Source organism: Spelaeicoccus albus (assembly GCF_013409065.1).
GTDB classification, from domain to species: Bacteria; Actinomycetota; Actinomycetes; order Actinomycetales; family Brevibacteriaceae; genus Spelaeicoccus; species Spelaeicoccus albus.
Genome location: NZ_JACBZP010000001.1, coordinates 272728 through 289336, shown reverse-complemented (window position 1 = coordinate 289336; position 16609 = coordinate 272728). Strand labels below are relative to the sequence as shown.

Genomic DNA, 16609 nt, shown 5'->3' with positions numbered 1-16609 from the left:
GACGAGCGCTTAGGATCGTGCCATGCCGTTGCACTTGAAGGACGTGGCCGCCCGGGCAGGAGTGTCCACGGCAACGGCCAGCCGCGTGTTGCGCGCCGTCCCCGGCGTCAGCGACAAGGCCAGGAACGCCGTGTGGGCCGCCGTCGACGTGCTGGGCTACCGGCGTCCGAGCGACCGGGAACGCTTGCGGCCGGTCGGCGTCGTCACGCTGCAACGCCCGTCGGCGCTGCTCGACGCGACCGGCGACGTCCGCGCCCGGCTGATATCGCGTTTTGCCGCGGACGGCCTGGCCACCGCGGTGCTGCCGGTCGCGGCCGATGACGGCCCGGACGCCGAAGCGCGGGCAATCGACGCGTTATTGCGGGCGGGGGCATCCGCACTGGTGATCATGACCGGCCGGGAGCTGTCGACGGCAGACGCGGCAGTGCGCGCGTACCGGCGGGCGGCCGGCGAGGGCATTCCGGTAGCGGTCATCGGGGCATCCAGGCACGCCGGAGAACCCGCGGTGCCGGAATGGCAGCGGTCGCTGACGCGCATGGGCGTGGACGAGGCCGCGGCCATGGACGCCGGAGTGAAGCATTTGGTGTCCATCGGGCACCGCCGCATTGCGTTGACACTTCCGGAACAGGCCGACAAGTCCGGCGCGGCGCAAGGGTTCCGCCGGTCGATGGCCGCGCGTTTGCACATCGTCGGCTCACGTGCCGACGCGCCCGTCGTCGTGGCTGCCGACACCGTCGAATCGGGCACTCAGACGGCCGGGGAACTTGTCGATTCCGGTAGCACCGCAATCATCGCGGGATCGCCGGCGTTGACCTTGGGAGCGCTTGCAGCGGCCCGTCGACGCGGGCTCGGGGTTCCGGAGCGGCTCTCGGTGGTCGGATATTGCGACGTGCCCGGCGGCGAAAGCCTCGATCCGCCCTTGACGGTGGTGCGGGTGCCGGCCGGGGCCATGGCTGACGCCGCGGCCGGCGAGGTTCTCCGGGCCGTTCGGGCCCGTCCGGAGCCGCCGGGTCGGATCGCCATGGCTGCGCCCGATCTGACGTTCCAGGGCGAACTCGTTGTCCGTTCGTCGACGTCCAGGCCGATCCGGCGCTGACATCCCACCCACTCGGCCCGCGAGAGGTGGATAGGTGCCCGGCTACCGGCCGGTAACCGAGCACCTATCCACCTCTCGGCGGAGGGTGAGGAGGTCGGACAGAAGGGATTCGACGTCCTGCGGCGTCCCGACCCGGAATTGGGCAAGCGACTCGCCGCCGCCGACCTTCACCGACACGTCGTCGGGACCGAGCACGGCGAACCCGTCCTCATCGGTCGTATCGTCGCCGACGAACAAGAGCGCATCCGGTCGGACGTGATCGCGCAGGACGGCGATCCCGTCGCCCTTCGATGCATGGCGTAACGCGAACTCGACAACCTGATGCCCATCGGTCATTTTCGCGCGCGGGTGCCGGACGTGAACGCGGCGTGCCGCATCGACGGCCAGCCCGCCGTGCGCGTCGGCCGCCTGGCGGAAGTGCACGACCACGCCTGCCGGCTTGTCCTCCAACCGGATGCCCGGAACCTCCGCGAGCTCGCGCGCCAGATCGGCCCGCAAATCGGCCAGCTCGGCTGCTTCGGCGTCGTCCAAGGCAATCCACGCCGTCTTGCCGGCGCCCAGGTCGATTTCGGCTCCGTGGCTGCCGACGAACATGGCGCCGTCCGGCGGCTGCACGCGTCGGCTGAGATCGGCGACCGGTCGGCCCGAAATATACCCGATGAACACGCCGGGAATGGCTGCGAGCTCGCGCAGCGCCTGCACGCTGCCCGGCAAGGGAGCGGCAGCCTGCGGATCGTCGACGAACGGCGACAAGGTGCCGTCGAAATCGAGCGCCACCAGAATTCGGTCACGCGCCGCAAACCGCGGCAGCGCGTCGTGCAACTGCCGGGGGACCGGCGTCACGGATGCTCCCGGACATGCGCCAGCGTCGACAGGAATCGGTGCGACCAGTGCTTGACGTCGTCCTCGGACACGCGGCGACGCAGCGAGCGCATCCTCCGTGAGGCTTCGCGCGGCTCGATGTTCACGGCACGCAAGATCGACTGCTTCAAATCGATGATGTCGTGCGGGTTGACGAGGATCGCCTGGCGGAGTTCGTCGGCAGCTCCGGTGAACTCGCTCAAGACGAGGGCGCCGGTATTGTCCAGCCGGGTGGCCACGTACTCCTTGGCGACGAGATTCATCCCGTCCCGCAGCGCCGTCACCAGCATCACGTCGGCGGCCAAGTAGAACGCGACCATCTCCCGGCGCGGATACGAATGATGCATATAGTGCACGGCGGCCGCGCCGAGCTCGCCGTGCTCGCCGTTGATCCGCCCGACCGCCAGTTCGACGTCGGTGCGGATCTGCTTGTAGTACTCGAGGCGCTCGCGGCTCGGCGTGGCGATCTGCACGAGCGTGACGTCGGGGACGGTGAGGTCGCCGTCGTCCATGAGCTCGCCGAACGCCTTGAGCCGGTGCCGGATGCCCTTGGTGTAGTCCATCCGGTCGACGCCCAACATCAGCACGCGCGGATCGCCCAGTTCGGTGCGGATCTCGGCGGCACGGCGCTGGACGTCGGGATCGGCCGCGAGTTCGGCCAGCGACTGCGAATCGATCGAGATGGGGAACGACTGGGCTTTGGCAATGCGTCCCTCGCCGCCGTCCGTCCCCGGCACCTTGACCATGCCGTGCCGAGCAGTCGTGCCGATCTTGCGGCGGACGGCGCGCAAGAAGTTCGCGGTGTCGTACGGCCGCTGGAACCCGATCAGGTCGGCACCGAGCAGGCCCTCGAGGATGCGGCGACGCCACGGCAGCTGAGCAAAAATCTCGTACGGGGGGAACGGGATGTGGTTGAAGAACCCGATCTTCACATCCGGCCGCAAGTCGCGCAGCATGGCCGGCACGAGCTGCAGTTGGTAATCGTGCACCCACACGACCGCCTTGTCGGCGGCCGTCGCGGCGGCGGCCTTGGCAAACCGCTGATTCACTCGCACGTACGCGTCCCACCAGGCGCGGTGGAATTCGGGCGGCGCGATCACATCGTGGTAGAGCGGCCACAGCGACGCATTGGCGAAACCCTCGTAATACTGTTCGAACTCCGCCGCGCTGAGCTCGACCGGGACCAGGCGCATCTCGTCCAAATCGAAGGGGGCGATCTTTTCGTCAGTCGACCCGCCCCAGCCGATCCACGCCCCGTCCTGGGTATGCATGACCGGCTCCAGTCCGGAGACCAGCCCGCCGGGTGACCGTTTCCAGCCGGGCTTGCCGTCTTCGCCGGTCACCCTGTCGACCGGGAGCCTATTGGCGACGACGACGAAATCGAATCGCTTTGTTCGCTGAGTCATGTTGTCAAGACCACCTACTTTCGCACTGTCGACTCTAACGCGTTCGCGTACCGTAGACGGTGTGACGGGAGTTTCTTCAATCGACGGATATCAGGTGTGCGAGTGCCTGGGCCAGGGCGGAATGGGTGTCGTGCACCGTGCCATCGACGCTGCCGGCAACCAGGTGGCCATCAAGGTATTGCATCCGCACGTCGCCATCGACCCCGAGGCGCGGCGCCGGCTGGCCCGGGAGGTGCACACGCTGCAAAAGGTCCGGCATCCGCGAGTCGCCGAGGTGATCGATGCCGAGCTGGACGCCGAGACGCCGTTCCTCGTCACACAGTATGTGCCGGGACCTTCGCTGTCGGCGGACGTCGGCGAGAGCGGCCCGTTCAGCGAGGCCGAGCTCGTCCATTTGGGCCACGGGCTGCTGGATGCGCTGTCGGCCGTGCACGCCGTCGACGTCGTTCACCGCGACCTGAAGCCGGCAAACGTGATGCTTCTGGACGGCGAACCGGTAGTGATCGATTTCGGTATCGCGCAGGCCGCGGACGACGTGCAGATCACCGCCACCGGGCTCGTCATGGGCACGCCGGGGTATTTGAGCCCCGAGGTCGCGGCCGGCAATCCGTCGACGCCGGCGACCGACTGGTGGGGCTGGGGAGCTGTCATGGCGTTTGCCGCGACGGGACGCAATCCGTTCGGTTCCGGGCCGATCGAGGCCATCCTGGGCCGGGTACAAGGCGGCGACCCCGACCTCGAGGGGGCGCCGGAACGATTCCGCGGGCTCCTGCGGGCGTGTTTGGATCCGGAGCCCGCGCGCCGACCGAACGGCGACGCGATTCTGGGCGGGCTCGTCGATATCGAATCGGGCCGGATGCCGGACCTCCCGACGCCGGACCGGTCGGCGGCTGGCGACGGGCCGGACGACGCGCCAACGACCGTCTCTCCGGCGTCCGGCGGGCCGGGCGAGGCTCCCACGGTGGCGGCGGCGGCGATCGCGACGCCGTCCGGTTCCCCCTCCGAAGCACTCACCGAGGCGGCCCCGGCGGCGAACCCCGTGGCACGGCCGGCGTCCGGGGCCGGCGGGAGCGACGGAATGACCCGCGCCATGCCGGCGGCGAACCCCGGTGCCACCGCGAGCCCGGGCGATGTGCGCGGCCTCGGATACGACCAGCATGATCCGGCGTACGACGAGGCCGGCCGGCCCACCGGTCACTACCCGGCTCAGGCCCAATATCCGGCTCCGTATCCGGGCCAATACCCGTATCAGGATCCGCGGCAGTTTCCGGCGCAGCAGCAGTTCCTCGGGCCGCCGCCCATGCCGCCGCGACGCAGCGGCACCGTTGCCGCGCTCTTTGCCGCGGTGATCATGGCGTTCACGCTCGGGCCCGGCATCGTGCTGGTGGCCGTGCTGGCCTGGTCACTGCTGGCGCGCACCGTCGGCCGCGCATGGCAGCTTCGCCGGTGGCGCCGGTACGCGCAAGGGTCGGCCGGAACGATGGCGACAATCGGATCGATCCCCGGATCGTTCATCCTGAGCATCATCACGACAGTGTTCACGTCCATCCTGCCGGCGATCGCCGGGACTGCCGCGGCCGCCATCGTGTGGTTCTTGGGATCGGGCACCGTTCCCAGCGAATTCCTCACTCCCGGGACTCTCGCATGCTCGGCGTTCATCATCCTGATCGTCGCCTGGTGGGGCCCGGGCGGAAACCGGCTGCGGGACGGCAGCCGCGCGATCGTCCGGACGTGCTCGCCCGGATCGTGGGGGCGCTTCGTGCTGGCCGGTGCGTTCTTGGCCATCGCGGTGATCGCTGCCGGACTGGCGCTCGGCGGTTCGGAACCGACCTGGTGGCCGGTAGGCATCAACCCGTTTGTGATGATTTCTCAAGTTAGCAACGTACGCTAGGGCCGTGTCCGCCTATTCCGCGTCGCGCCGCGACCGTTCGCACGATGCGCAGCCGTTCGGTGCGCCGCGCGAACGCGCGCAGCGGATTCGGGCCCGTCTGCTTCGCATGGTGTTTTCGGCGGCGGTTGTCGCCGCCGCCGTGCAAGTCGGGTTACGGCTCGTCGCGGTTGCCGGCATCGACCACGCGACACGGTGCGTGTACTTGGCCGGCCGCCTGGCCCGCGCAGGGATTGCGCTGGCGATCGTCAGCGTGTCGCCGGATTGTCCGGCCGAGGAGGTAACGCCCGGCGGCGATTTCGCCGCTCTGATGGTCTGGCTGCTGATCGGCGCGGCGTGCATCGGGCTGATCTATGCCGGCACGTCGGCGCGTGCGGCCCGGGCTTGCCGGTTTGCTGCGGCATTGTCTCGCGGGGAGATCTGGCGCAGGCTGCTGGCACTTGCGGACACGCCGTCCGGCATTTGCGGACCCCGCCGAGCTTCGTACCGCGAACCCGCTACCCGGACGCGCCTGGTTCGGTGCGAACCGTGCGGGATGCGCGGGCCGCCTCTTTGCGCCTGAAACAGTTCCGTCAAACTTTTCACGCTCGTAAGGACCTCATATGCCGTCAGGAAAATCCAATAAGAACAACCGCGCCTCCGCGCGCGAGCAAGCCCGCCGGATCGCAGAAGTCCAGGCGCGCAAGGAACGCGCCTCCAAGATCTGGCTGCGAGGCGGCGTTGTTGCGCTGATCGTGGCAGTAGCAGTGGTGATAGTCGTCATCGTGGCCACCAGTCAGACCGATGCACCGAAGGGGCACGTGTCCTCGCCGTCCGTCACGCCGAGCACCTACGTGGACGGAGGAATCACCTTCGGCAAGGGTGACACGCCTATCGCGCCGCCGGGCACCAAGAACAAGGACGTGCCGAAGAGTCTCGAGCCGGCGAACTCGAAGACGCTCAAAAAAGGTGCTGCGCACCTGGTGGTCTACCTCGACCTGCAATGTCCGGTGTGCAAGAGCTTTGAACAAATCAACGGCGCGCACATCCAGCACTGGGCCAAAACCGGAAACGTCGCAGTCGAATACCGGCCCATTGCGTTCTTGGACGATTCCTCGAACGGCAACAGGTACTCTTCGCGCGCTGCCAATGCGATGGGCTGCGTGGCCGACAGCCAGCCAAAGAAGTACATGCACACGCTAACCACGATGTTCGGCAAGCAGCCCGAAGAGAACGGGCACGGGATGACCGATCAGCAACTGATCGCCGGCATCAAGAGCGCCGGCGTCGATGTGAACAAGAAGATCGACACGTCGGCCAAGGGAAAGAATCCGACGGTGGCGAAATGCATCTCGGGCGAATTTTTCAAAAAGTCCGTCGCATACAACACGTCGCAGGCGCTGAAGAAGATTTCGGCTACGCCGACAGTGCTGTTGAACGGCAAGGAAGTCAGCGGCAAGACCTGGCAGGACGCGAACAAGTTCTCGATCAAGGTGCTTAAGGCCGCGGGCGCATTGGACGACTCGAAGTAAGCGCGAGTGCACATGGCCGTGCGTGCGGCGGGGCGTAGAAGCGCCCCGCCGCCGGACGGAATGTGCGAATGATGCGGGCAGTGGTTTACGATCTACGTTGTGCCCGATGCACGCCGACTTAGCTCAGCTGGTAGAGCACCGCTCTTGTAAAGCGAAGGTCGTCGGTTCGAACCCGACAGTCGGCTCCACAGCGTGGCCGGCAGCTCTGCCCGCTCGTGCGGCGGATTTCGGCCGAAACGCCGAAACCGCGCCCCACATGCGGATCGTGGGGCGCGGCAAGCGCAAACTCCGAAAATATCCCCCCGATATCGCCGGGTTCACGCTACGTCCATTGTGCATCACGGGTTGTGCAATTCCCCAGAAAGCTTGAGAGTTCAACCGGCTCCGTGCGGCAGCCGGAGGCACGACGCGTACGGTGGGCGTGAGACGACGGAGGGGAGTACCGGTGGTCGTCTACACGATCGGACACTCGACGCGTTCCGTCGAGGACGTGGAACGCATGCTCGCCGGCGCGGGAGTCGATCTGGTGGCCGACATCCGCTCGTTCCCGTCGTCGCGGAAGAACCCGCAATGGGCCCGCGACAAGCTGGCGGAGCGATGGGACGGCGGCTACGTCTGGCTCGGCGAAAAACTCGGCGGACGACGCAAGGTCACCGGCGAGGACACCAATGCCGCCTGGGAACATCCCGCATTTCGCGGATACGCCGACTGGATGCAGACGACGACTTTCGCCGAGGGAATGGACGAGCTGACCGCCTTGACCCGCGATCACACGGTGTCAATCATGTGCGCCGAAGCCGTGTGGTGGCGCTGCCACCGGCGGATGGTCACCGATGCGCTGATCGCCCGCGGCTACGACGTCCGGCATTTGATGGACAACGGCCCGCACGAGGCGTCGCTGACCAAGTTCGCCCGCGTGGACGGGCAGACAGTCACTTATCCGGCGTGACCCGCGTCAGTTCCGGAAGCTTGGGCGAGCGCCCGTCGCCGGAGGAACGGCCGCGCAGCCGGCGGCCCACCCACGGCGCCAAGTGCTCGCGAACCCAGTGTGCCTCCTCGGTGACCGCTTGACGCAGCGGGCGCGGCGGCCGTGCCGGCGGCAGCTCGTCGTCCTCGGCGGTCCTGCCTTCGAGCACGGCCAGGGCACGACGGGCCACGAGCTCGTGGCCCTCCGAGGTCAGATGCAGCCTGTCATCGGACCAGAGCCGCAGATCCTGGATGGACTGCAATCCCCACAGATCGAGCATGAGTGCGCCGCGACGCCCAGCGATAGTCCACATGTTCGCGTTGTAGACGCCGACCCGTCCGCGCAGGGCCTTGAGCAGCGGCGTCATTCGCGTATCGAACCCATTTGCCAGCATGACCGTGCAGCCGGCGGCCTGCAGGGTCTGGACGGCGTCGTCGAGCCGTGCGGCAAGCTCGTCCGGATCGGCGGCCGGCCGGATGCAGTCGTTGCCGCCCGCGCACAGCGTCACGAGGTCCGGGGCGAGCTCGGCTGCACGCGGCACTTGGTCGTCGACTATCGACGCAAGGAGTTTTCCGCGGACGGCCAGGTTCGCGTACCGCAAGGCCGGGGAGCCGACCGGCGACACGACGAGCATTTCGGCCAGCCGGTCCGCCCATCCGCGGAACCGGTCCGGATCGCCTCCCGGCGCGGGGTCGTTCAATCCTTCGCTGAAAGAATCGCCGAGGGCGACAAAACTGGAAAAGGTCACGATCCCTAGTCTGCCACCGGCGGCGCGGCGGCCGAACCCGAGTCGGCACGGCCGGCCGTCTCGGCGCCGGCCGCCTCGCCGATCGCCGCACGAATCGCCGCTGCGCTGGTCTGGCCCGGGCGAAGTCCGCGTGCCGACGCAGTCCGCGCAAGCCGTGCCAAGGCGGCGTTCACCGGCGCGCGTCTGCCGTGCCGATGGGCGACCGCCACGATCTCGCCGTTCAGGAAATCGGATTCGAGGGCCGTGCCGCGCCTCAGGGATTGCCACGTCGATCCTCCGATCGAATCGGGCTGGCCCGGCACCGGCCGCACGCCGGAGATGAAAGTTCGCATCCGTTCGCGTTCGGCTCCGCTCACGCGGGCGATGCCGGCCTCGTCCAGCACCCTCGCACCTTCCGTGCTCGCCAACTCGACGATCGCGGAGAGCTCGTCCGAGTCGGGGCCGAGCAGGGCTTGCGGCGCATTGGCCAGGTTGGACACGAGCTTTGTGTACTTCCAATCCATCACGTTGGGCACGGGAAGCACTTCGAACGTGGCGGACGTCCAGTCGCGCCGGATCGTCTCGACGGCCGTCGACGCCGCCTCATCGATCCCGAGCGGGCCCGGCAACGGACTTCCCACGATGAACCCGCCGCTGACCGGCGCGACGCGGACCATGACCTCGCCGGGCTGCAGGAAGACCGCCGGTAACAGCACGCACGCCGCGATCACAGTCGTGAAGTATCGTGCCGCGAGCTCATCGGCGTGCACTCCGTTGAGCGCCGTCGCGATCGGCAGCAGATCGCCGGCCGCGCCGATGTCGTCGCCCGTCTCGTTCACGACGCGCACGTCCGCCCATTCGGCCAGCGCTGCGCCGGCCTGCTGCGTTTTTACCGCAAGGACGAGCACGTCGGACGTTCTGAGGCGCACCTCGGACGGCGACGCCGCCACTTTCGGCCGGACGGTGACTGTGTCGTCGGGGGAGCGCAAGGTCAGCCCGCGCCGGCCGATTGCCCTGCCGTGTTCGCCGCGTGCCACCGCAACGACCTCCCGGCCGTGTTCGGTCAGCCGCGCAGCAAGGGTTCCGCCGATAGCTCCGGCGCCGATGATGATGTAGCGATTCACCGTTCCAGTCTGCCACCGCGCCGGCGACTGGTCGCGCCGAACGCCCCGCCGTGCCAAGCTGGGAGGGTAATTGCCGTGCAAGCGGCCGCACCCTGACCAAGGAGGGCTCCCATGGAACTCGTTCGTCCCAAGCGCGGGCGCTGGATCGCCGGCGTCTGTGCCGGTCTCGGCGACCGGTTCGGCATCAGCGCAGGAATCATCCGGCTGTTGTTCATCGTCTCGTGCTTACTCCCGGGGCCGCAGTTCCTCATCTACATCGCGCTCTGGGTCGTCGTCCCGAACGCCGCCAAGCGCTGAGTCGGACGGCTCGTCGGCGCCGCCCCGTTCACCGGACGCCGTGGCGCCACCTGCTGCGGTCGGGGTCTCTGACGTCGCGTCGTCCGCGTCGTCCGGAGCAAGCGCGGGCCGGATCATCAACGTGCCCGCGCCGCCACCGAGCAGCACCACGCCGACCAGGCCGAGCCCGCCGAACAAGATGAATTCGCCGATGTTCGTGCCGGCGCTTCCACTGTGCAGCATTGATCCGCTTCCCGAAATAATCCACCCCGGCCGAATCACCATCACGAGTACCGGGATCTCCACCAATGCGCCCGCGACGATCGCCGACCACGCCGACCAGCGCACCATGGAGCCGGCCGCGACCAAGAGGATCAGCCCAATGGCCAGCACGGCCAATAACGTCAGATAGTGCGGCTCGAAGAGCATCCGGCGGTACAACTCGGCGTCGCCGACCTTTGCGGAGAGCAAGAACACCGCCGGTTTCGTGCTGCCCGTTCCGGCGTACGCAACGAACAGCGAACCGGCAATGGCCAGCAGGACGCCGGCGACGGACATGCCGGCCGGCCCGGCAGTTCGTCCGCGTCGCCGCTGATGCGCTCCGATCCCGATGCCGATTCCGACGGCGCCGGCGGCCGGGAAACCGCCGCTGATGCTGATCCACGACGACCCGGTGCTCAAGGCATGCCAGTAGCCGCTGCCCGGGTCGACGTTCATCAATGCGGCGGGCGCGGCCAAGAACGCGATACCGGCGGCGATCAGCAGCGCACCCACGATGATGACGCCCAGGCCCGACATGCGCACGCTGACCGCGAAAACGGCGGCGACCACGATCCCCGACACCACTGCGGCAATGACCGGTAGGACGATATGCGCGTCGCCGCCGAGACCGCCGGAGAGTCTTTCCTTCACAAGATCGGCGGCCGGAATCATGGTGAGCGTGGCCACCAGCATCGCCAAAATGGCAAAAACTATCGACCCGGTGCGATCGCCCGGGTCGGCGGGCGCCCCGGTCGCGGATCGGGCGACGGACGTAGTGCCCCGAGCGCCGGTGGAGGCGCCATCGGGGGTGGCAGCGGAACGCCGTGAACTCATACATCAACTAAACCCGATCGGAACGGGTGGCCGCCAATCGGCTGCCTGGCCGTCGGCTGCCGCGCGTCCGGCGCGACTTCCCGGCTGCGTGAAACTATGCTGAAGACGACACCAATTCACCTCGACCATCACCGGGAGTTTGCAACACATGACATCGACTGTGGCCTTCACTGGCGGACGCGTTCTTCCTATCGCCGACGAGCACGGAAATCCCGCCGACCCGATCGACGGCGGCGTCGTCCTGGTCACCGACGGCAAGGTCGATGCGGTCGGCGCGGACGTGCGGATTCCGGACGACGCCCACGTCGTCAACGCGGCAGGACGTTGGGTGTTGCCGGGATTCTTCGAACCGCATGCGCACGTCGGCATCCATGAGGAGGCCGACGGGTGGGCCGGCGACGACACCAACGAGATGACCGATCCGAACGGCGCCCGGCTGCGAGCGATCGATGCCGTCAACCCTGCCGACGAAGGCTTTCGCGACGCGCTGCGCGGCGGTGTGACCGCCGCCCTGATCAAGCCCGGATCCGGCAATCCGATCGGTGGCCAGACGGTTGCGGTCAAGACGTGGGGACGCATTGTCGATGAAATGCTCATCAGCGACTCCGTCTCCGTGAAGAGCGCCTTGGGCGAGAACCCGAAACGCGTGTACGGCGAGCAAAAGAAGCTGCCGTCGACCCGGATGGGGACCGCGGCAGTCATTCGCGACGCGTTCCGTGCGGCCGAGGACTACCGTTCGGCCCGAGATGCGGCGGAGCTGGAGGGCAAACCGTTCACCCGGGACGGCGGGCTGGAGACTCTCGTGCGCGTGCTGGACGGCGAACTCGCCTGGGATCAGCACACGCACCGCGCCGACGACATTGCCACGGCGGTGCGGTTGTCCGAAGAATTCGGCTACCGGCTCGTCGTCAACCACGGCACCGAAGGCCACCTCATCGCCGATTATTTGGCCGACAAACACATTCCCGTCATCATCGGTCCGTTGTTCACGAGTCGGTCGAAGGTCGAGCTGCGGAACCGTCACCTGCGCACTCCCGGCGCGCTGGCCGGCGCCGGCGTCCGGATCGCCATCACGACCGACCATCCCGTCGTCCCCATCGATTTCCTGGTGTACCAGGCGGCGTTGGCCATGAAGGAAGGGCTCGAGCACGACGAGGCGTTGCGGGCGTTGACAATCAATCCGGCACGCATGATGGGTCTCGACCATCGCATTGGTTCACTCACCCCGGGCCGCGACGCCGATATAGTCCTGTGGGACGGCGACCCGCTTGACGTCATGTCCCGGGCACGCGAGGTGTATATCGGCGGCAACCGCGTATACCGCTACGACGCCGCGGATCCGGATGGATCCGTGGCAGGGACCTACCGCGTATGACAGAGTCGGACTCCGAGCCTCAGACGGCCGAGAACGCGCAAGTCGAGGAAGCACCTGTCGACGATGCGCAGGTCAACGACTGGGCGCAAACCGGGCCGAGCCCCCTGATCGGAACGGCGCCGACGTCGAACCGGCAATCCAGGCGCGCCGAAAAGATCGCCAGGCGCGCCGTCAACAGGATCATTGCGGACAATTCGCCGATCACGCAGCCGATCCCCATCGTGGAGCGTCTGCGGAACACGCCGTACTCGCATCCGGTGCAACGGGCTGCGCCGGACGACAGCGACGCACGCATCACGCTGGACTTCGCGCTTCGCCTCGGGGAGACCATGCTGCGCGCCGGCGCCAGCAATCTCGACGTCGAGACCAGCATCATTGCGGCCTGCGCGGCATGCGGGCTGGAAGACCTCGACGTGGAGCTGACGTATCAGTCGATCATCGTGCACTATACGACTGCGGACGGCCGTCCGCTGACGGTGCTCGGCGTGAACCGCGGCGAGTCCATCAACTACGGCCGGCTCGCCGCAGTGCACCGTCTGGTGCTCGACTTGGTGGCCGGCAAACTCGATCAGGTCGGTGCCGCTGCTCGGCTCGATGCGATCATCGCCCAGCCCAAACCGTTCAACAGGTGGCTGGTGACGGTCGTGTGGGCGGTGCTGGCCGGAACTCTTACCGTGTTGATCGGCGGCGGATGGATCGGCGCGGCCGTCGGCACCATCATCACGTTCGTCATGTCGCTGGTCGGTCGGCAACTGCAAAAGACGGGCATCCCGTACTTCTTCGTGGCATTGGCCACCGCTGCTGTCACGACGACGGTCGCCATGGCGCTGGCGCGGCTCGGTGTGCCGTTGGGGCCGCAATTCGTCGTATCGGCGGGCATCATGTTGCTGTTGCCGACAATCACTTTCGTCAGTACCGTGCAGGACGCCATCAGCGGGTTCCCCATCACGGCGGCCGGGCGCCTGGTAAATGTGTTCGTCGTGCTTGCCGCCATCGTGGCCGGTGTGGGCGTCGGACTGGCAATCGGACAGGCCATTGGGCTGAAGGAGATCGACGTCCTGATCGGGCGCGGTTCGCCCGCCCTGGCACGGTCGCTGCTGGCGATCATCCTCTCGTTCGTCGTGTCGGTGCTCGGCGCCGTCGGCAATCAGTCGTTGCGCCGACTCGTGGTGCCGTCCGGTTTGATCGGGATGATCGGGTACATCGTGTGGATCAGCCTGGGACTGCTGGACTGGGGGAACGTTCTGGTGGCGGCCATCGCCGCGGCCGTCGTGGCAGGACTGGCCCGGATCGTCACCGATCGACGCGACGCGCCGGCGTTGGTCGTCATAGTTCCGGGTCTCTTCCCGCTGCTGCCCGGCCTGAAAATCTTCACGGGCATTTACCAGCTGACGCAGCCGAACGCCCACGTGTCGATGACTACCGGTATGACGACTCTTGTGGCCGCATTGCTGTGGGCGGCGGCGCTCGGCATCGGGTCGGTACTCGGAACCTTTGTGGCAAATCCGGGCATGCTCAAATCGCTACGACGCCGGAAGCCGCCAGTCAATCGGTCCGGCACCTTGTCGGACGAGTGAGTCGTTGGCCCGGCTGAACGGCCGCGAGCCAAAGAACCCGCGGGAGGCCGATAGCGGGCTGGGGTGCACCGAGGCGATCCGGTCGACGCCTTCCAACAGCGGCGTCAAGCTTTGGGCGTCCCGTCCCCAGAGGATGGCCACCAGCGGGGTGCCCCTGGCCGCGACGGCGCGGATCGCGGCGTCCGTCACCGTCTCCCAGCCCTTGCGGCGATGCGAAGCCGCTTGCCCCGGGCGCACCGTGAGCACCCTGTTGAGCAGCAACACGCCCTGATCGGCCCATGCGGAAAGATCACCGTGTTGCGGCGGCGTGATGCCCAGGTCGGAGTGCAGCTCGGTGTAGATGTTGGCAAGGCTTCGGGGGATCGGGCGCACCCGTCTGTCGACGGAGAACGACAGGCCGACCGCGTGGCCCGGAGTCGGATACGGATCCTGGCCGACAATGAGCACCTTCACGTCGGCAAGCGGCCGCTGGAACGCTCGCAGCACATTGGAGCCGTCGGGCAGATAACGGTGCCCGGCCGCCACTTCGGCGCGCAGAAAGTCCCCCATGGCGCTCACGGTGGTCTCGACGCCGGCCAACGCCGCGGCCCAGCCGGGATCGACGAGGTCCCGCAATGGTTTCCGGTTCATTCGGTCCACCTTAGCGTTCGCCTACGAGAAGCCGCTGATGGTCGGCCACGTACTCCCGCAGCCCGGAAACCACTGCCGCGACGGCCGGCCGCCGTAACGATTCGCGCCGCGCGACCAGCCAGAACGACAAGGTCGAGGACACGTCATCGGGCAGCACCGGCACGAGGTCTGTGCAAGGGGAGGCCATGAATCGCGGCAGCAGACCGATACCGGCGCCCGCACGCGTCGCCTCAAGCTGGACGAACACGTTCGTGCTGGTCAACGAGTCGCGGCGTGAAGAGATTCCGCGGCGAATGGCGTCCAGATCGTCGACCTGCAACATGGATTCGATGTAGTACACGAGAGGGTGGTCGGCCAGCTCGGCCGCGGTGGCCGGCGTCCCGGCGGACTCCAGGTATTCGCGGGTCGCGTAGAGCGCGAGCGTGTAATCGGTCAGCTTGCTCGATTCGGCACGATAGACCTGTTGTTCGCCGACGATGATCTCCAAATCGACCCCGGACCTGTATTGCGACGCCCGCCGGGTGGCAGTGACGATTTCGATGGACAAGCGCGGATGCCGCCGCTGAACGCGTGCCAGGGCCGGACCGGCGACGTGCGCGCCGAACCCGTCGGAGGTCGATACGCGCACGAGGCCCTGCAACCGCGACGTGCCGTCGCGGCGCGGCCGCAGGTCGGAAACTGCGCCCTCGACCTGTTCGGCGGCGGCAAGAGCCTCCTGACCCAATTCGGTCAACTCCAGCCCGCCGGACGTGCGGGTCAGCACCGGCCCGCCGAGCGTCGCCTCGAGTTCGGCAATGCGCCGGGAGACTGTCGTGTGATTGAGTTCCAGGCTTTCGGCGGCCGAAGTGAACCGGCCGAGCCGACCGACGGCAAGCAGCACCAGCAAGTTGTCGGCGCTGATTCGACGCCTCGGGGACGGTGGCGACATAGGCATATGTGCATTTTTGCACATCGTCAGTGCGGAAAACTGATCGTTGGACCGCTTCCATCTGCGCGGATAGTCGGACAAGATAGCAGGTAAGTGGCCTGCGTCACGCCCGTCGTCCACCCCGGACGTCGCGCCGACGCTTGGCTGCAGCCAGTCACTCAATCCTGCGGATCCGGGCGCCCGAGGGGCAATCGATCCCGTGAAGCGAAGGAGCTTGTCAGCTATGTCTACTATCGGATTCGTCGGACTCGGCCATATGGGCGGCCCCATGACCGCCAATCTCGTGCAGGCCGGGCATACCGTCAAGGGCTTCGACCTGGTTCCGGCCGCAATGGAGGAAGCAGTCCGGCACGGTGTCGTCGCCGTCTCGAGTTCCGCCGAGGCCGTGGCCGGAGCAGACGTGGTGTTCACGATGCTGCCCAAGGGGCAGCATGCGCTTGCGGTCTACCAGGGCGACGACGGTATTTTTGCCCACGCCTCAACCGATACGTTGCTGATCGACAGCTCGACGATCGACGTCGAGTCGTGCCAGACGCTGCACGATGAAGCGCGCGTCAAGGGCTTCCGCTTCATCGATGCTCCCGTGTCCGGCGGTATTTCCGGGGCCGAAGCCGGAACGCTGACGTTCATGGTCGGCGGCGCCGACGACCACGTGGCCGAGGCCAAGCCGTACATCGAGCCGATGGCCGGCAACATCATCGCCACGGGCGGCGATACCACGGGGCAGGCCGCCAAGATTTGCAACAATCTGATGTTGTTCATCAACCTGGCCTCGACCTGTGAAGGCGCAGTGCTTGCCGACCGGCTCGGATTGGACAAGCAGACGTTCTGGGACATCGCCAGGGTCTCGTCGGGCGATTCCTGGGCGCTGCGCACTTGGTATCCGGTTCCCGGCGTCGTCGACACTGCGGCGTCGAACCGCGACTTCGATCCCACCTTCACCACCGACCTGGCCAATAAGGACATCGGACTGGCAATTGCCGCCGCGCAGCAGACCGATACGCCGCTCGATCTGGGCGAATACGTGCAGGGCATGTTCCAGAAGCTCTCGGACGCCGGCATGGGCGGCAAGGACTGCTCGGCCATCGTCAAGCTCGTCGACGGTTCGATGGACGGCAACCAGTGAGACGCTGGGAATAGCCCGGACG

Annotated in this window: 16 protein-coding genes and 1 tRNA gene; 10 read left to right on the top strand and 7 right to left on the bottom strand. The window is 67.2% G+C overall.

The window, feature by feature from the left end:
- Positions 1 to 22 precede the first annotated feature (22 nt).
- Complete coding sequence (locus BJY26_RS01370) at positions 23 to 1096, top strand: LacI family DNA-binding transcriptional regulator (protein ID WP_179425019.1); 1074 nt, start codon at positions 23 to 25, stop codon at positions 1094 to 1096.
- Between the two features lie 42 nt (positions 1097 to 1138).
- Here BJY26_RS01370 and otsB read toward each other — a convergent pair whose 3' ends face one another.
- Together otsB and BJY26_RS01360 are read right to left on the bottom strand one after the other, a co-directional pair.
- On the bottom strand, positions 1139 to 1939 hold the full coding sequence (gene otsB / locus BJY26_RS01365) for a trehalose-phosphatase (RefSeq protein ID WP_179425017.1): 801 nt from the start codon (positions 1937 to 1939) through the stop codon (positions 1139 to 1141).
- A complete protein-coding gene (locus BJY26_RS01360) occupies positions 1936 to 3363 on the bottom strand; it encodes an alpha,alpha-trehalose-phosphate synthase (UDP-forming) (protein ID WP_179425015.1) in 1428 nt (475 codons plus the stop codon). Before BJY26_RS01360 ends, otsB begins: the two co-directional genes overlap by 4 nt.
- A 61-nt stretch (positions 3364 to 3424) precedes the next feature.
- On the opposite strand from BJY26_RS01360, the gene BJY26_RS01355 reads away from it, so the two are divergent.
- The 5 genes from BJY26_RS01355 to BJY26_RS01335 all read left to right on the top strand — a co-directional run bounded on the left by BJY26_RS01355 (position 3425) and on the right by BJY26_RS01335 (position 7711).
- Positions 3425 to 5254 carry a serine/threonine-protein kinase gene (locus tag BJY26_RS01355; protein WP_179425014.1) on the top strand — a complete coding sequence of 610 codons (1830 nt, stop codon included), beginning with the start codon at positions 3425 to 3427 and terminating at the stop codon, positions 5252 to 5254.
- 4 nt (positions 5255 to 5258) lie between these two features.
- Positions 5259 to 5813, top strand: coding sequence for a hypothetical protein (locus BJY26_RS01350; protein ID WP_179425012.1), 555 nt, complete (start codon positions 5259 to 5261; stop codon positions 5811 to 5813).
- Positions 5814 to 5853: 40 nt separating this feature from the next.
- Positions 5854 to 6762 (top strand): DsbA family protein, encoded by a 909-nt coding sequence (locus BJY26_RS01345; RefSeq protein WP_179425010.1) that lies wholly within the window; start codon positions 5854 to 5856, stop codon positions 6760 to 6762.
- A 112-nt stretch (positions 6763 to 6874) separates the two neighbouring features.
- Positions 6875 to 6950: transfer RNA gene (locus tag BJY26_RS01340), tRNA-Thr, on the top strand.
- Positions 6951 to 7207: 257 nt separating this feature from the next.
- Positions 7208 to 7711 (top strand): DUF488 domain-containing protein, encoded by a 504-nt coding sequence (locus BJY26_RS01335; RefSeq protein WP_237248848.1) that lies wholly within the window; start codon positions 7208 to 7210, stop codon positions 7709 to 7711.
- On the opposite strand, the gene BJY26_RS01330 is transcribed toward BJY26_RS01335, so the two are convergent.
- Positions 7695 to 8477, bottom strand: coding sequence for an SGNH/GDSL hydrolase family protein (locus tag BJY26_RS01330; protein WP_237248849.1), 783 nt, complete (start codon positions 8475 to 8477; stop codon positions 7695 to 7697). The genes BJY26_RS01335 and BJY26_RS01330 overlap by 17 nt on opposite strands.
- Before the next feature lie 5 nt (positions 8478 to 8482).
- Positions 8483 to 9580 carry a ketopantoate reductase family protein gene (locus BJY26_RS01325; RefSeq protein ID WP_179425008.1) on the bottom strand — a complete coding sequence of 366 codons (1098 nt, stop codon included), beginning with the start codon at positions 9578 to 9580 and terminating at the stop codon, positions 8483 to 8485.
- A gap of 111 nt (positions 9581 to 9691) precedes the next feature.
- Between BJY26_RS01325 and BJY26_RS01320 the strand changes: the two genes are divergently transcribed.
- Positions 9692 to 9877 carry a PspC domain-containing protein gene (locus tag BJY26_RS01320; protein WP_179425006.1) on the top strand — a complete coding sequence of 62 codons (186 nt, stop codon included), beginning with the start codon at positions 9692 to 9694 and terminating at the stop codon, positions 9875 to 9877.
- Here the strand turns inward: BJY26_RS01320 and BJY26_RS01315 are convergent.
- On the bottom strand, positions 9806 to 10951 hold the full coding sequence (locus BJY26_RS01315) for a hypothetical protein (protein ID WP_179425003.1): 1146 nt from the start codon (positions 10949 to 10951) through the stop codon (positions 9806 to 9808). The two genes, BJY26_RS01320 and BJY26_RS01315, sit on opposite strands and share 72 nt — an antisense overlap.
- Before the next feature lie 148 nt (positions 10952 to 11099).
- On the opposite strand from BJY26_RS01315, the gene BJY26_RS01310 reads away from it, so the two are divergent.
- Together BJY26_RS01310 and BJY26_RS01305 are read left to right on the top strand one after the other, a co-directional pair.
- Positions 11100 to 12326, top strand: a complete 1227-nt coding sequence (locus BJY26_RS01310; RefSeq protein ID WP_179425001.1) for an amidohydrolase — start codon at positions 11100 to 11102, stop codon at positions 12324 to 12326.
- On the top strand, positions 12323 to 13903 hold the full coding sequence (locus tag BJY26_RS01305) for a threonine/serine exporter family protein (RefSeq protein WP_179424999.1): 1581 nt from the start codon (positions 12323 to 12325) through the stop codon (positions 13901 to 13903). The genes BJY26_RS01310 and BJY26_RS01305 overlap by 4 nt, the downstream gene beginning before the upstream one ends.
- Here the strand turns inward: BJY26_RS01305 and BJY26_RS01300 are convergent.
- Both BJY26_RS01300 and BJY26_RS01295 read right to left on the bottom strand, forming a co-directional pair.
- Positions 13850 to 14533: a uracil-DNA glycosylase gene (locus BJY26_RS01300; protein ID WP_179424997.1), complete on the bottom strand. Its 684-nt coding sequence runs from the start codon at positions 14531 to 14533 to the stop codon at positions 13850 to 13852. The genes BJY26_RS01305 and BJY26_RS01300 overlap by 54 nt on opposite strands.
- Before the next feature lie 10 nt (positions 14534 to 14543).
- The gene (locus tag BJY26_RS01295; protein ID WP_425326671.1) at positions 14544 to 15461 is read right to left on the bottom strand and encodes a LysR family transcriptional regulator; all 918 of its coding nucleotides are present in this window, start codon (positions 15459 to 15461) and stop codon (positions 14544 to 14546) included.
- A 223-nt stretch (positions 15462 to 15684) separates the two neighbouring features.
- Here BJY26_RS01295 and mmsB point away from each other — a divergent pair, with 223 nt between their 5' ends.
- Positions 15685 to 16587, top strand: a complete 903-nt coding sequence (mmsB, locus tag BJY26_RS01290; RefSeq protein ID WP_179424995.1) for a 3-hydroxyisobutyrate dehydrogenase — start codon at positions 15685 to 15687, stop codon at positions 16585 to 16587.
- Positions 16588 to 16609 lie beyond the last annotated feature (22 nt).

What these genes read in the sequence shown, in the direction of transcription:
- BJY26_RS01345 (WP_179425010.1), top strand. Translation starts at nt 5,854, where the DNA reads ATGCCGTCAGGAAAATCCAATAAGAACAACCGCGCCTCCGCGCGCGAG.
- BJY26_RS01295 (WP_425326671.1), bottom strand. Translation starts at nt 15,461, where the DNA reads ATGTCGCCACCGTCCCCGAGGCGTCGAATCAGCGCCGACAACTTGCTG.
- BJY26_RS01310 (WP_179425001.1), top strand. Translation starts at nt 11,100, where the DNA reads ATGACATCGACTGTGGCCTTCACTGGCGGACGCGTTCTTCCTATCGCC.
- BJY26_RS01300 (WP_179424997.1), bottom strand. Translation starts at nt 14,533, where the DNA reads ATGAACCGGAAACCATTGCGGGACCTCGTCGATCCCGGCTGGGCCGCG.
- BJY26_RS01305 (WP_179424999.1), top strand. Translation starts at nt 12,323, where the DNA reads ATGACAGAGTCGGACTCCGAGCCTCAGACGGCCGAGAACGCGCAAGTC.
- BJY26_RS01360 (WP_179425015.1), bottom strand. Translation starts at nt 3,363, where the DNA reads ATGACTCAGCGAACAAAGCGATTCGATTTCGTCGTCGTCGCCAATAGG.
- mmsB (WP_179424995.1), top strand. Translation starts at nt 15,685, where the DNA reads ATGTCTACTATCGGATTCGTCGGACTCGGCCATATGGGCGGCCCCATG.
- BJY26_RS01320 (WP_179425006.1), top strand. Translation starts at nt 9,692, where the DNA reads ATGGAACTCGTTCGTCCCAAGCGCGGGCGCTGGATCGCCGGCGTCTGT.
- BJY26_RS01315 (WP_179425003.1), bottom strand. Translation starts at nt 10,951, where the DNA reads ATGAGTTCACGGCGTTCCGCTGCCACCCCCGATGGCGCCTCCACCGGC.
- BJY26_RS01370 (WP_179425019.1), top strand. Translation starts at nt 23, where the DNA reads ATGCCGTTGCACTTGAAGGACGTGGCCGCCCGGGCAGGAGTGTCCACG.